The sequence below is a fragment of the Niallia sp. FSL M8-0099 genome, assembly GCF_038006945.1.
In the GTDB taxonomy this organism is placed as follows: domain Bacteria; phylum Bacillota; class Bacilli; order Bacillales; family Cytobacillaceae; genus Niallia; species Niallia circulans.
Map to the genome: position 1 here is coordinate 2,382,643 of NZ_JBBOWF010000001.1, position 12,626 is coordinate 2,395,268.

General features: G+C 33.6%; 17 protein-coding genes. 6 read left to right on the forward strand and 11 right to left on the reverse strand.

The features are described 5' to 3' along the window. Window positions 1–80 precede the first annotated feature (80 nt). Entirely contained in the window at window positions 81–596 is a 516-nt protein-coding gene (locus tag NSQ92_RS11750) for a hypothetical protein (RefSeq protein WP_053215567.1), read from the forward strand. Between the two features lie 525 nt (window positions 597–1,121). On the opposite strand, the gene NSQ92_RS11755 is transcribed toward NSQ92_RS11750, so the two are convergent. Continuing rightward, complete coding sequence (locus NSQ92_RS11755) at window positions 1,122–2,309, reverse strand: RtcB family protein (protein WP_061796345.1); 1,188 nt, start codon at window positions 2,307–2,309, stop codon at window positions 1,122–1,124. Between the two features lie 120 nt (window positions 2,310–2,429). Between NSQ92_RS11755 and NSQ92_RS11760 the strand changes: the two genes are divergently transcribed. Beyond that, complete coding sequence (locus tag NSQ92_RS11760; RefSeq protein ID WP_061796347.1) at window positions 2,430–3,203, forward strand: YhfC family intramembrane metalloprotease; 774 nt, start codon at window positions 2,430–2,432, stop codon at window positions 3,201–3,203. Between the two features lie 38 nt (window positions 3,204–3,241). Here the strand turns inward: NSQ92_RS11760 and NSQ92_RS11765 are convergent, their stop codons facing one another. Then, window positions 3,242–3,982 carry a hypothetical protein gene (locus NSQ92_RS11765; RefSeq protein WP_341152811.1) on the reverse strand — a complete coding sequence of 247 codons (741 nt, stop codon included), beginning with the start codon at window positions 3,980–3,982 and terminating at the stop codon, window positions 3,242–3,244. Continuing rightward, window positions 3,983–4,732 (reverse strand): hypothetical protein, encoded by a 750-nt coding sequence (locus NSQ92_RS11770; protein WP_095259042.1) that lies wholly within the window; start codon window positions 4,730–4,732, stop codon window positions 3,983–3,985. A 185-nt stretch (window positions 4,733–4,917) separates the two neighbouring features. On the opposite strand from NSQ92_RS11770, the gene NSQ92_RS11775 reads away from it, so the two are divergent. After that, window positions 4,918–5,532, forward strand: a complete 615-nt coding sequence (locus NSQ92_RS11775) for a DedA family protein (RefSeq protein ID WP_061796352.1) — start codon at window positions 4,918–4,920, stop codon at window positions 5,530–5,532. A 388-nt stretch (window positions 5,533–5,920) separates the two neighbouring features. Here NSQ92_RS11775 and NSQ92_RS11780 read toward each other — a convergent pair whose 3' ends face one another. The 7 genes from NSQ92_RS11780 to NSQ92_RS11810 all read right to left on the reverse strand — a co-directional run bounded on the left by NSQ92_RS11780 (window position 5,921) and on the right by NSQ92_RS11810 (window position 10,044). After that, on the reverse strand, window positions 5,921–6,403 hold the full coding sequence (locus NSQ92_RS11780; protein ID WP_047940517.1) for an HXXEE domain-containing protein: 483 nt from the start codon (window positions 6,401–6,403) through the stop codon (window positions 5,921–5,923). A gap of 298 nt (window positions 6,404–6,701) precedes the next feature. After that, window positions 6,702–6,962 (reverse strand): cupin domain-containing protein, encoded by a 261-nt coding sequence (locus tag NSQ92_RS11785; RefSeq protein WP_341152812.1) that lies wholly within the window; start codon window positions 6,960–6,962, stop codon window positions 6,702–6,704. Window positions 6,963–7,077: 115 nt separating this feature from the next. Then, window positions 7,078–7,419: a PH domain-containing protein gene (locus NSQ92_RS11790; RefSeq protein WP_082138225.1), complete on the reverse strand. Its 342-nt coding sequence runs from the start codon at window positions 7,417–7,419 to the stop codon at window positions 7,078–7,080. Between the two features lie 68 nt (window positions 7,420–7,487). Further along, window positions 7,488–8,030, reverse strand: a complete 543-nt coding sequence (locus NSQ92_RS11795) for a GNAT family N-acetyltransferase (RefSeq protein ID WP_061796355.1) — start codon at window positions 8,028–8,030, stop codon at window positions 7,488–7,490. A 219-nt stretch (window positions 8,031–8,249) separates the two neighbouring features. Continuing rightward, complete coding sequence (locus NSQ92_RS11800) at window positions 8,250–8,924, reverse strand: Type 1 glutamine amidotransferase-like domain-containing protein (protein ID WP_095259044.1); 675 nt, start codon at window positions 8,922–8,924, stop codon at window positions 8,250–8,252. Further along, window positions 8,917–9,489 carry a histidine phosphatase family protein gene (locus NSQ92_RS11805; RefSeq protein WP_369988083.1) on the reverse strand — a complete coding sequence of 191 codons (573 nt, stop codon included), beginning with the start codon at window positions 9,487–9,489 and terminating at the stop codon, window positions 8,917–8,919. The genes NSQ92_RS11800 and NSQ92_RS11805 overlap by 8 nt, the downstream gene beginning before the upstream one ends. A gap of 24 nt (window positions 9,490–9,513) precedes the next feature. After that, complete coding sequence (locus NSQ92_RS11810) at window positions 9,514–10,044, reverse strand: GNAT family N-acetyltransferase (protein ID WP_341152813.1); 531 nt, start codon at window positions 10,042–10,044, stop codon at window positions 9,514–9,516. Between the two features lie 302 nt (window positions 10,045–10,346). Here NSQ92_RS11810 and NSQ92_RS11815 point away from each other — a divergent pair, with 302 nt between their 5' ends. The 3 genes from NSQ92_RS11815 to NSQ92_RS11825 all read left to right on the forward strand — a co-directional run bounded on the left by NSQ92_RS11815 (window position 10,347) and on the right by NSQ92_RS11825 (window position 12,064). Further along, window positions 10,347–11,177 (forward strand): type II toxin-antitoxin system SpoIISA family toxin, encoded by an 831-nt coding sequence (locus NSQ92_RS11815; RefSeq protein WP_047940511.1) that lies wholly within the window; start codon window positions 10,347–10,349, stop codon window positions 11,175–11,177. 143 nt (window positions 11,178–11,320) lie between these two features. After that, window positions 11,321–11,503: a hypothetical protein gene (locus tag NSQ92_RS11820; RefSeq protein ID WP_061796358.1), complete on the forward strand. Its 183-nt coding sequence runs from the start codon at window positions 11,321–11,323 to the stop codon at window positions 11,501–11,503. Between the two features lie 426 nt (window positions 11,504–11,929). Then, window positions 11,930–12,064: a hypothetical protein gene (locus NSQ92_RS11825; protein WP_268874777.1), complete on the forward strand. Its 135-nt coding sequence runs from the start codon at window positions 11,930–11,932 to the stop codon at window positions 12,062–12,064. 20 nt (window positions 12,065–12,084) lie between these two features. On the opposite strand, the gene NSQ92_RS11830 is transcribed toward NSQ92_RS11825, so the two are convergent. After that, complete coding sequence (locus NSQ92_RS11830; protein ID WP_047940509.1) at window positions 12,085–12,600, reverse strand: hypothetical protein; 516 nt, start codon at window positions 12,598–12,600, stop codon at window positions 12,085–12,087. Window positions 12,601–12,626 lie beyond the last annotated feature (26 nt).

Genomic DNA, 12,626 nt, shown 5'->3' on the forward strand with positions numbered 1-12,626 from the left:
GAAAAGAATATACAAAACGTAAAAATCACGAGGAGACACTAAAAAAATAAGAAGTCAACAAAACAAAGCAGGTGGGATATATGGGCGAAAGAAGCAAAAAAATGGAAACATATTATAATACAAAGGATATTGCCAAACGCAATGCACTATTAAAGCAATTAGTATTTGACTTGCCAGATGACGGAAAGGACTTTTTTTTAAGAGCTTATAAAAAAGAGCGATATTTAGATATGCGACTTACTGCCATTCGAGGATATGCTGCCTTTGCAAGCGAAGAAGAGGTGGCAATTTTAATGAATAGGATGTTGGAAATCTTAAAAAAGATCCCCGAAAGTACTCCATATAATTATCAGGAATATGAAATCTTGCGGTCAGCTTTTTTGATGCCCTACCTGCTGGAAAAATATAATTATGACTGTTTCAAAAAATTTAATGAACAGTTAGAAAAACAGTACGATGCCATGCCCGAAGTTTTCAAAGGAATTTTTACCTGCAATGAAAAAGGTGAACATATCCAACTGGTTCTCCCAGCAGCAGTACAGAAACGGATTAGAGCTTTCCTGCGTGGGTCAAAGACATCCCTGAGTGATTCTTGAACCCACAAGCCGCTTTTATCATCATGCTCGTAATATTCAATAGAAAATAATTTCGCCCCGCTATCACTTGGTATCTATGATAACTTTTAAAGAAGCTCCTTTGAGCACAAATATATATAATCTACGGAAATTAAACAACTTTAAAGATCTAACACTAATATGTATATCTTTCTATCAAATTTTAATAGCTTTAATATCATTTCAAAATTAGCAAGTATTACTGTTAATTTTCCTATTACGCAAATGGTTAATGGAGTAATAGGTATTCATACTATGGTGCCATTTGTTAATGAAAGTGGGAGGTTATAGCTTGGAGAAAACAAAAGGAAAAAAAGCGAAAAAGGACTCCTTTTTTGGGAGCCTGTTAGACATTTTAATAGACTTTTTTGAGATTTTTTATGGATTTTTCCGATTTTTATTTCGCTCGCTTTTGAAATTCTTCTAAATGTGCATATTTGGAGAGAGGCGGAAGAAGAATCCTTTCCCTCTCCTTTATTTATATTTTTCAGCCTTTCTATTTCCTTCTTAATTTGCCTTAAAGTTATACAAAGGCTTAATAATTTCTGCAATATCAATAGTCTCTGCTGTATGTTTAATTATCTCTTCCATTGGTTTATAAGCAAATGGACTTTCATCTAACGTACTATTCTTCACGGAAGTACTCCAAACTTCTTTCATGGCTGACTCAAAATCTTTTAAGCTAACGGTCTTTCTCGCTTTGGTCCTTGACATTAATCTTCCTGCGCCATGAGGAGCGGATTGGTTCCAGTCCTCGTTTCCTTTTCCAAAGGCAATAATGCTGCCATCTCTCATATTCAAAGGAATAATTACTCTTTCTCCTTTTCTAGCAGAAATAGCTCCTTTTCTTAATATCATATTTTCCATATCAATATAATTGTGAATAGTAGTAAATTGATCTAAAACTGCCCAATTCATCTTTGTAACAATAACATCAATCATGGCAAGTCGATTTAAATAAGCATATTGTTGCGCAATCTTCATATCATGCATATAGTCTTTAAATCCTTGGGACTCTAAATAAGCAAGTTCTTTGTTTATTTTTGGTAGTTCCATATTTTTTAAGCTTGCTTGAATTTCAGCATGCCTCCCCTCTTCCTTCAATTTAGCAATCATTTCTTTTTTGATCCCGTCGATATTAACTAAATTATCGTAAGCAAGTGTTTGGTAATATTCTGCTACTTGTGCACCTAAGTTACGGCTTCCACTATGTATAACGATATATACACTTCCATCAGCTGCTTCATTTAACTCGATAAAGTGATTACCTCCACCTAAGGTTCCAATACTATGTTCTGCTCTTTTTTTATTTATAGGAGCTTTCACCTCATCTAAATCAATTTGTTCCCTATATGAATGAGCTTTATCTCTGATCGAGAATCCGCTTGGAATAAACTTACGAACCGTTTCATCTAGTTCATCAAAATTCAAACTTGCTCTGTCTATCTTTAATTTTGCTACCGCCATACCACAACCGATATCTACCCCTACTAAATTAGGGACAATTTTATCTTGAATAGTCATAGTCGTACCTATCGTACAGCCCACTCCCGCATGCGTGTCCGGCATAATTCTAATCTTACTGTTCTTAGCAAATTCCTGATCACATAATTCCTTAATCTGTGCTTCAGCCACTTCTTCTAATTGATCCGTAAATACTTTAGCTCTATTATATTTTCCTGTTAATTCAATCATTTGGTCACTTCCTTTTTTCAGTTTTTTTACTTATAAAGCTTGTATAATCATTGACGTATAGCTCCAATCTGTTATACACTTAATATAACAGATGAAACTGGAATGGGAGGAATAAAACGAATGAATTCTATTTATATTGGGATATCTCTGCAATTATTTCTGGCAGTAATAGTTCCTATTATATTAATGGTGTATTTACAAAGAAAAAAAATGATGTCTTGGAGATCCTTACTTGTTGGTATTGTTATCTTCATTGTATTTTCGCAAATTCTTGAAAAAATCGTTCATTTCATCGTGCTTAGCCCTACTGGAACGGAGTTGAAATGGAGCAGCAATCCTTATCTTTTTGCCTTATACGGCGGCCTAGCTGCAGGTATATTTGAAGAAATTGGCCGCTATTTTGCTTTTAAAGTATGGTTGAAGAACAATCATCAATTTAATGATGGACTATCATATGGATTAGGACATGGAGGAATAGAAGCTATATTTATAGGCGGCATGTCAGCACTAAATTCTCTGCTCATCTCATCTATGATCAAAACTGGGAACTTGGAAACAATATTGGGCCCTGCTGCGACACCTGAAGCCATTAACAACATTAAAGAGCAATTTGAACAAGCTAATGTAATGCTTTTTGCATCTGGTGGTTTAGAAAGAGTCTTTGCCCTTGCACTGCACCTTGCATTATCCATATTAGTCCTTTATGCAATTAGACAGCAAAAATTTATATATGTTATTTATGCGATTCTTATACACGCAGCTATCAATTTCTTCCCAGCATTATATCAGGCGGGTACTATCACCAACCTACTTGTAATGGAAGTTTTTCTAGGGATAATTGCTGTACTATCCATCCTATTTATTGTAAAAATGAAACCAAAATTCGAGAAATAAATATTAGATATTCTGCTCTCCTTTTTATGGAGAGCTTTTTACCATTGTTCACCTACCCATTCATCCATAATTACTATATCTTCTGTTGCGGCACCTGAACTGGTAATCCCACCATTTTCATAGCTATTAAGTGGTACTACATAATTATTTTTCTTATCATATCCTTTAACCCCATAATATAGTCCTTCACCATTGTAAGAAATAAAATCTTCCTCCTGATTCTCTATCTTTATTTGTGCTGCATTCCATATGGCTCCCCATTTATCTGGCACTTTGTATATACCATATGGTTTTCCACTGATTGATACGTCTTCCTCGATTTGAATTGCTGGTTCATACCATTCACCGCTCCAGCCACTTGTAAAATGTCGGTCTCTTATTAAATAGAAAGTAAGAGTTTCTATCTTTTTTTTAGAATCAAGATTCCATAGAAAATAGGATTCTGACTGATTTCCCGCCTTTATCCTCCATATAAGCGGTTCTCCAGTGGTTGATACATAGGTTACTTCCCATTTATTATCTATCCATTCTAATAAACTATAGCCATATTGATTATCACTAGAAAGATGTGGAATGAAAATATGCTTTTCATCTAAGGCTCTTTGGTCAAAAACTCTATTTATGTTCATTTCACCAGTATCTTCAATCATTTTTCTTATACTAGTTTCATTAGGAAGATCGGATGGAGAGCTTTCGGCTTCCTTTAAGAAAAGAAAAATAAAAAAGCATATAGCAATCATGACTACAACTAGTAAATACCATACTCTTTTAAATTTCATCTAATCTGTTCCCCCTTTTAATACAGATTCAGAGGAGCGAAAATAGTACTGACCCTTTTCTGTTGAAATAAGCATCCCCTTTCCATCTCTTTCCATATAAATGGTAGATTCATAGCCAATCCCCCACTTTGGAGTCGCTCCTAAAAGAATATAGGGAAAGCGTTCCATTGTCTGATGTGGCATCTGTTCTTCCTCTTCCCATTCTTCCTCCTTAATTTCTGGAAATGATTCATAATACCATTGCTGTGTATCCATTTTCCCAATCTCCCAAGAAGACAGACTTTCTATAAACAGCTCTTTATTAAGAACTGCTTGTTTGCCTGAAGGATGAATTAATAGAATGCCAGGATTATTTAGTTCAGCTAAAAAAGTCTCTACTTTATCGGTTGGATACAACAAACTCTGTACCAGAATACTAAGCAAGGTTGTAATAAGAAAAATATAATTTCCAAAGAATCCAAGCCAAGCAAATGGTCGATACACCTTCCAACGTTCTTTCCGCTTTCCAAAAACCAATATAAGTATCCATACACCAAGTGGTAAAATAGCTATCTTTACTGGTGTTTCACTAACCATAAATGAAAAGTTAAAGCAAAATAAACCGATGTATAAAATAATGGCCATTTTCCATATAACAGGTTTTTCTGTTTGTTTTCTATACACATAACATACTGCACCAATAAGTATGCCCCAACCAATTATAGTCATCATACTTGTAATTAACGCATTGGGAATCCAATAATCAAACATATACATCTCCTATAAATCCATTGAATTAATCCTTATTTTAGCACAATTACCAAATAACAACATCTCATTTTGTAAAAAAGTGAATGATATCATAATTGTAGAAATAGGATTATATTAGATGGTTTTAAAAGCATATGGTAAGATATTTTTATATGATTGAATGGAAAATATAAGGAGTGCATGGAATGGAAAATTGGATAATAGAAACGATGGAAAATTTTGGATATACAGGTATTTTGATATTGATTATGTTTGAAAATATCTTTCCACCCATCCCTTCGGAAGTTATTTTGACCTTTGGAGGCGCTATGACTGTAAAGACTAGTATGACCATTACAGGCGTTGTCATCGTATCTACAATTGGTTCTGTACTTGGAGCTATTATTCTTTATTTTATCGGTTCCTTATTGGATATAAAAAGATTGGAAAAAATTATTGATAAATGGGGCCATATCCTTCGTTTAAAAAGAGATGATTTATATAAAGCAGATCGCTGGTTTGATAAATTTGGCTATTGGACAGTCTTCTTCTGCCGCTTTATTCCACTTATTCGAAGTTTAATTTCGCTGCCAGCAGGCATGGCAAAAATGAATTTTGGTATTTTTCTATTTTTAACAACGATAGGTACATTCACATGGAATTTCGTTCTTATTCGTATTGGAGCAACAGTTGGTGATTCATGGGAAGACATCGTTCATTATATGGACATGTACTCCAATGTAGCATACGTGATAATTGCTGTAATAGGTCTTGCTTTTATTGGACAATACATATATAAACGAGTCATTAAGCAAAAATAAAAGGTCGTGGCTGAGACAAAATAAAATATATAATGGATAAAGAAGAACAATCTCTAATTTAGTGGTGAAACCAATTCGTTCCATTACACTACAGACACTTGATGAGTCGGGGAGCAAACTAAGCCTCCTCATATAGTGAGGAGGAGGATTGGCGCTCGCCCGATGGAAAGCGAAGTGTATTCAGACAGCGGGTGATTACCACAAACCTCCATTCTTAAATTTAATTAACCCCCGAACAACTATACGAATATTTATTAGTGTGTACGTATAATTGTTCGGGGTATATTTGATTGAAAGACTTATGTCCTACCCTCTTTTTGTTCCTTTTCATTTCGGTAACAAGATTTCTATTTTCCAACTAATCTATTTTTTAATCCAAAGCGCTATCCTAAGAAGGAGTTATTTTACCACCAATTTTGAACAGAAAAGGAATAAGCGCCACTAAAATAATCCCTACTGTAAATGTGGCAATGACTAACTCATTCCATCTAATTAAATTTATGGAAAACATATGATAGATTACGAATGAATTGATTGGAAGGTTAAGTAATAAACCAGTAAGAAGTCCAGGTGCATACTTTTTCAAGAAAATAGTTGCAACAAGATGAGGAAAAATAGCATTTAATATCATTGAACCTAAAAATCCAACAAAAATCCATTTCGCTAACACTGATTCTGGCCAGTATAAAAAGCTGGTTGCAGACACATAAGCTAATATAGTTACAAAAATAACAGCAATATAGAATTCACTTGAAGTAACTGGCTTTTGAAACCTCGAAGATTGCTGAGACCATTTAGGAAGCCAAATTGCCTCTTCTATATTATGAAGTGTAATAGCAAAACAAAAAAGTAGTATATGAGAATAGTCCATATCCCTTTACTCCACCCTTAAAGTAATTTTTCCATTTATCCGGACTTAATTTTTATGTTTCCAAATAATCCGGTTTAAAGAATAGTATGCTGCGACAATTAAGAGAAAAATAAGATATACATTTACTGGATGTGTGTCGATAATTCTTCCATGTAAAAAGGCAAACAAGAAATGACAATTATCCCCAGAACGAATATCTTTACTACTAATCTTTCATCCTTCATCCATTATTCTCCACATTCTCAGATGATTATAGAAAGCACTTTTTCTTTCCTATAAATAATGGAAAGTTATAGCTTTAATCAGGCTTCTTTAAGTTTGCAGCTTGAATTATGACTGCTGTCAAACCAGTATCAGATCCTGTTTCATGCCATTCTCCTTGCTCCCAAAAGACTGCCTCCCCTTTCTTTATAAGAAGCTTCCTATTATCGGTATCTCTAACCCAGCCTTCACCCTCGACTACATGGAACAGCTGTGGAACCGGTGCTGGATGATTACCTAATATTCCTTTTGGACCAAGCGTTATTATCCCAATATTCGTAGCTTCTTCTGTTTTCATGATTTAACAATAGCTAGCAGAAACAGAATTGTATTGCTCTATGCTTTTTCCTTTACCAATTGTAATTAATTTCATTTACCATAATTCTTTCTTTTTATCGTCACAGAATAAACAGTTATTTATACGTTTTTATTTTCGTCATAAAATCCTCTATATCCTCACTAATAAGCTGTTTAAATTTTATTGTATCCTTTTTATACTTTATCGTTATATATTGATTCATTAAATTTCGCGTTAACTGAATTGCTTCTATATTTGCATAATCAAAACTTTCGATTAGTTCATTTCCAGGAATGGAGTCTGCACAGAAAATTAATCGTTTTTCTGTTGCTGCCAGCATTCCTGGACGCACTATTTTTTTATAAATAAACACTTCCAATGAGCATCTAATAGATCCTTGTATCGTTTCGTTTTTCTTTAGTTGTTGGTGCAATATTTGCAAATCTGCTATCATCATTTCTTCCTCCTTCGCCTTTTAAATTACTTTACGGCTGAAGTCGGCAAAAGATTCCTAATCTATTAACCTTAATCATTAGGATTAATGATAGCTAGAATTTGATGGTCTTTCCACTCTCCGTTTATTTTCACATTGCTTTTGGCTACTCCCTCTTTGTGAAACCCAGCCTTTTCCAGTACGCGAATCGAGCCAATATTATGGGGCATCACTCCTGCTTCTAATCGATGTAGACTAAGTGTATGGAAGGCATAATCAACTAATTTTTTCACAGCAAGAGTCATATAGCCTTTGCCGTTACTGTCTTTATCAAGAACATAACCAACAATAGCATTATGTGCCGGCTCTCGTCTTACCATATATAAATTAACACTTCCAATTAACTCATTGGACTCTTGTAGAAAAATGCCAAAATGATAATCAATGTCTTGCTTTGCATTTTCTTTCCATGTGTTAATAAGCTGCTGTTGAAAATTCAATGTATAGAACTCTTCCTTGCGAGCAATCGAATATTCCTTAAAGAAATCTCGATTTTTTAATTCGAGCTTCCATAGTCCCTCTGCATCCTTTTCCTCTAATAATCTTATGTAAATAGAATCTGTTGTTTGAACCATTTTTTATCCACCTCTCTAAATCCTATTTGTAATCATCTTTACAAATGAATACTACAAAATTTTTTAGAAATAATAAATGCAATTTATCATTTGATTTTCTGCTTTTTAAACTAGGTTATAATGAATATCTTTCTAGCAAAAAAAGGTAATTGCAAAGTGACTATATTAAAGGTCTTTTTTTCTATTGGTAATAAATTTGATTGCGTAAAATTTATATTCCTATAAAAAGTTGATCTTTTCCATTTCTTCGAGACGATTGTTTTTAATCTGAAAAACATTATTTCCTTCTACAGCCATTAACCGATTGTTATAAAAATACATTCCTGTACCTTCGTCTATTCCAAAATGTTCATGGGGCTGAAACTTAATAACAGCTTTCCTTAAATGATTTTCATCCATCCATTCACTAAAATGAACAGCAATAACCGTATTTTTCAACAGCCCTAATCCTGTTTGCCACTTAAAAATTCGATCTTCATTGTCATTTGCTGAAATGATACAATGCTCCATACTAATTAGAGCTCCAGCAGAAAAACCAGCAATTGGTACTCCTGCTGAAAATTGTTCTTTGAGAATCCTTGATAAAGTAGTCTCGACAATATACTTTGCATAATGTTCCGTATTACCACCACCGATGATAATCCCGGCACTATTCTTTAGCAGTTCAGCGGCCTCTTTCTCTGAAATAGTTGGCAAAGGGATAAATTGGAATTCTGTTATTCCATTTTCCACTAATATTTTTGTATACTTGGGCATATATTCCTTCCAGTTTGGTCTATCGATAATTAGCAAAGAAATTTTTCCTGTTCGCACCGAGATCAGTTCGGAAAATTTTCTTGCCATTTTATATGTAAATGGCGGGCCGCCGCCAAATAAGAATAAATGTCTATCCATTATTATCCTCCCATATTCTCTGAACCGTTATTAATTGATTTCCTTTAAATATTAATTTATAAATATCAGGCATCTTTAAATTCTTCCAAAATGAATAATCATAGTCCTTTGAAAAATAATTCATGATTAAAACCATGATATTTCCATGTGTTCCGATAACAATTTTTTTATTTTCATATTGCTTTAGTATTTGAAATAAAGCTTGGACTCCTCTTTGTTGGGCTGTTATATTAGACTCTCCACCATCCCAGAAAAAGGTTTCCTCTCTCCAAACTTTTTCGATGGCAGTATTAAAATCAGGAATAGATCCTTTTGCCAATTTACGTTCTCTAAATTCGGAGATAAGCTTGATATCTGTTTGAAAATATTCTGCAATTCCTTCTATTGTCTGAATCGCTCTCTTATATGGGCTCGATAAAACGATATCGATAGCTTCCTTTTCCATTCGTTTAGCTACTTGTTTAGCATCCGAGCTGCCTTTCTCCGACAAAGGTCTGCCTCTTTCATCTTCGGAATAAATGGAGTGTGCATGCCTGACAAAATAAATCGTTGTTCTAGATTCCAAATTGTTCATCCCATCCAGCATTTTTTATTCATCTTTCAGAATAGAGTATACATTTATATCAAACGCCTTTCCATTCTGTTCATAGTACTTTCTCAAAACACCTTCATGCTGAAAGCCAAGCTTTTGAATAATTTTATTTGATGCTTCGTTTTCTAAATAAATCATCGCTCCTACCCGATTTAAATGAAGCTCTTCTAATGCATAGGAGACAACTTTTTGGACTGCTTCAGCTGTATAACCAGAGCGCCCATATTCAGGATGGATTTCATATCCGATTTCTGCTCGTTTATGAGAAAGTACTAAATTGTTTAAACCAAGTGTACCAATAAGTCGGGTAGTCCCTTTGAGCTGCATGCCCCATCTAATTCCTCGTTGATTTTCAAAGTTATTAGAAAAATGCTCTATTAATGCTTCTACTTGCTCTATACTTGTAAATGCCTCTTGCCCATAATACTGCATGACTTCTTTATTAGAAAAATAAGCAAATAAATCCCCAGCATCCTCTTTCTCAATCTCTCTTAATAGCAATCTCTCTGTTTCTAATATTGGAAACATCCTTATTCCCCCTTTTCTCTGTTGATCTTTATTTTACCATAATTTTCTTATTATAAGGGATAGACTTAGATTATCCTAGGGGAACTATTTTAAATATTTTCACTTCCCTTCAATTTTTTATTCTCATCCAAACATTTGGTTAAAATAGACAGAATCCAGGTTATAAATCATTCTTCCTTAAAAAATGTCTGACTATCTATACATTTTATATGTAGAAAACGTTTTTCTTTTTCTTTTATTTTCCATTACAATTATTAATGCATGTTATAATAGTTGGTAAGCGATTAAAGGGAGGATAAACATTGGCGGCAATCTATTTTGTTTTTATTACGGCAATGATTTTATTGATTGTTCTTTCACTCATCTATTTTTGGTGGCGAACAGATAAATATGTGGAAAATCTCCAAGCAATTCGAAAATCATATTATGTTTTATTTTTTCTCCTTGTTTGCCTTGGAATTTTGACAAAGCAGCTGCAAATGGCTGACTGGACCATGATTTTATCATTAGCATGTGCAGCAGTGTTCATTGATATTGCGGTTTTTCAAACACCTGATATTCTTAAAATTTGGAATACTGAATTTCAACATAGTAATTATATTCGAAAAACGATTCGCAAAAATGAAGAAGTATTAGGCTACAATGCTAAAAAGGTTCAGAACTTCACTGAAGTTATTTCCAAAACAGCTGATCATTTTATGGAACGCAATCTTCCCCAGCATTGGCGTCAATATAAAGATGAATTACGGACCTATTTAAACCTATACGCAGACACATTTCAATTTCATATTGCGATTTTCCCTTTTGCGATTAGTGCAAGTGCGGAAGATTTAAAGCAAAACTTAGAATCTGCTTTTAATAGTGTAGAAATTTGCTATAATATTAGCTTTTTAGACAGAGAAGTGAAAGAAAATGTTATTCAAGATCTTCTCGCTGGAAAAAGTATCCCCTTAAAAGATCCAGAAAGTAATATAAATAATGAGGATTTAGTTAAAAATGTTTTCATCGTTGCATATTATGGGGAAAGTTACAATATGTTGATAGGTATCAGCTCCCAGTTCGTGGAAGTGGACGGAATTGACGCTTCCCACATTCTTAATTTAGCACAAATTTTCGATTGGTACATGGTTTAAGGCTCCTTTTTACCTGTTTTGTAGTATAATAATATGTAGAAAAAAATGCATGAGCAAAATTTCACGATCTAAAGTTTTATAGTTTTGGAGATTAATAGCTTGTGCCGGATTTTATAAAATTTTTCTATAAAGGAGGAATTGATATGGCAGAAAAAAAGAAAACTGCAATTGCTTCCACTCCTACACCATTCAATAAACCAAAGAACCAATCAAAAAAATCAATGAATCCGAATAGGAGAAAGATGACAGTAGCAGTATCAGAAACATTTGAAGATATTCATGACATGAATAAGAAAGCATTAAACTTACTAGCTAAACGTGCCTAATGAAACAGAGTCTTTAGACAAGGAGGGAAATTTCTGCTCTAAAAAATTCCTCTCCTTGTCTAAGACTCTTCTTTTTTTCCGGTATATATTAAAATCTGTGAGATGTGCGGCTTAATATATGATAAATGGTAAATGATTGATTAAAAATAGGTTCGGAAATTCCCCACTAATTTTTTTGAAAGCAAGCTATAGCTTTGTTGCATTATTTTATCAGACGAACAACTACCACCATTTATTGTTTATTTTCTTGCTGCTATATTTATCATCCTGTATTTCGTTTCCTGAATGTTCACTGCAGAAAAATAATAATTCAACGAGGAATGCTGCAAATAACAATTTACAAGCTAATGATGAGAAAAATTACTTGTATAAAAACACTAATTATACGGACAACCTATAAATAAAAAGTCACGAGGCTATTTTTGTATGACATTAATAAGAAAACAAAGCCAGAATCCCAATAGACGGCATATGTCTGTACCAGCCATGCATTTTTCTGTTTCCGTATACAATAAACAGGCTTTAGCTATTTTAGAAACGATTGAAAAAAGAAAAAGATGATCCTTTTCCTTCCATGGCCACTATTTTATTTTAGGTTCTTTCTTACTGTACTGCATATCTGCTTCTAAATGCTTATCCATATAGGAGTAAAATTTTTCCATTGTATCTTTTTCTTTTAAAATGCTTTGAAGCTTTTGAGGATCTTTCCTAACTACCTTATGTTTTTTTAATAGCTGAAATACATCTGGCAAAATACTGATATCTTCACTTTCTAAATGTAAAATGGATTGGTCCTTTAATTGAATAATTATATTGACATGTAAAGACGAGCCTAAAAGGTATAGGTAGACAGTAGGAACACGGTGTACATTAAATTCCACAGAGACGATGTCTTTATATCGTATTGTTCTTAAATCCCGTTTCTTTTTCCGTCTAAATAACCCGCATGGTGTAAACAGAATTCCTAAATCATTAAAGCTTGTATAATATATGGGATAAAGCTTACTTGCATAAGGAGGATATTTCTTTTCATATACCTCGATAATAACTGGTAAGACTCTGTTCTTTTTAGGTGATACAAACTCACTCCACTTCATTTCCGCTCCCTCCCAATTGTTAATTG

What these genes read in the sequence shown, in the direction of transcription:
- NSQ92_RS11830 (WP_047940509.1), bottom strand. Translation starts at nt 12,600, where the DNA reads ATGAAGTGGAGTGAGTTTGTATCACCTAAAAAGAACAGAGTCTTACCA.
- NSQ92_RS11800 (WP_095259044.1), bottom strand. Translation starts at nt 8,924, where the DNA reads ATGGATAGACATTTATTCTTATTTGGCGGCGGCCCGCCATTTACATAT.
- NSQ92_RS11765 (WP_341152811.1), bottom strand. Translation starts at nt 3,982, where the DNA reads ATGAAATTTAAAAGAGTATGGTATTTACTAGTTGTAGTCATGATTGCT.
- NSQ92_RS11795 (WP_061796355.1), bottom strand. Translation starts at nt 8,030, where the DNA reads ATGGTTCAAACAACAGATTCTATTTACATAAGATTATTAGAGGAAAAG.
- NSQ92_RS11820 (WP_061796358.1), top strand. Translation starts at nt 11,321, where the DNA reads ATGGCAGAAAAAAAGAAAACTGCAATTGCTTCCACTCCTACACCATTC.
- NSQ92_RS11750 (WP_053215567.1), top strand. Translation starts at nt 81, where the DNA reads ATGGGCGAAAGAAGCAAAAAAATGGAAACATATTATAATACAAAGGAT.
- NSQ92_RS11770 (WP_095259042.1), bottom strand. Translation starts at nt 4,732, where the DNA reads ATGTTTGATTATTGGATTCCCAATGCGTTAATTACAAGTATGATGACT.
- NSQ92_RS11780 (WP_047940517.1), bottom strand. Translation starts at nt 6,403, where the DNA reads ATGGACTATTCTCATATACTACTTTTTTGTTTTGCTATTACACTTCAT.
- NSQ92_RS11760 (WP_061796347.1), top strand. Translation starts at nt 2,430, where the DNA reads ATGAATTCTATTTATATTGGGATATCTCTGCAATTATTTCTGGCAGTA.
- NSQ92_RS11810 (WP_341152813.1), bottom strand. Translation starts at nt 10,044, where the DNA reads ATGTTTCCAATATTAGAAACAGAGAGATTGCTATTAAGAGAGATTGAG.
- NSQ92_RS11755 (WP_061796345.1), bottom strand. Translation starts at nt 2,309, where the DNA reads ATGATTGAATTAACAGGAAAATATAATAGAGCTAAAGTATTTACGGAT.
- NSQ92_RS11775 (WP_061796352.1), top strand. Translation starts at nt 4,918, where the DNA reads ATGGAAAATTGGATAATAGAAACGATGGAAAATTTTGGATATACAGGT.
- NSQ92_RS11790 (WP_082138225.1), bottom strand. Translation starts at nt 7,419, where the DNA reads ATGATGATAGCAGATTTGCAAATATTGCACCAACAACTAAAGAAAAAC.
- NSQ92_RS11825 (WP_268874777.1), top strand. Translation starts at nt 11,930, where the DNA reads ATGACATTAATAAGAAAACAAAGCCAGAATCCCAATAGACGGCATATG.
- NSQ92_RS11785 (WP_341152812.1), bottom strand. Translation starts at nt 6,962, where the DNA reads ATGAAAACAGAAGAAGCTACGAATATTGGGATAATAACGCTTGGTCCA.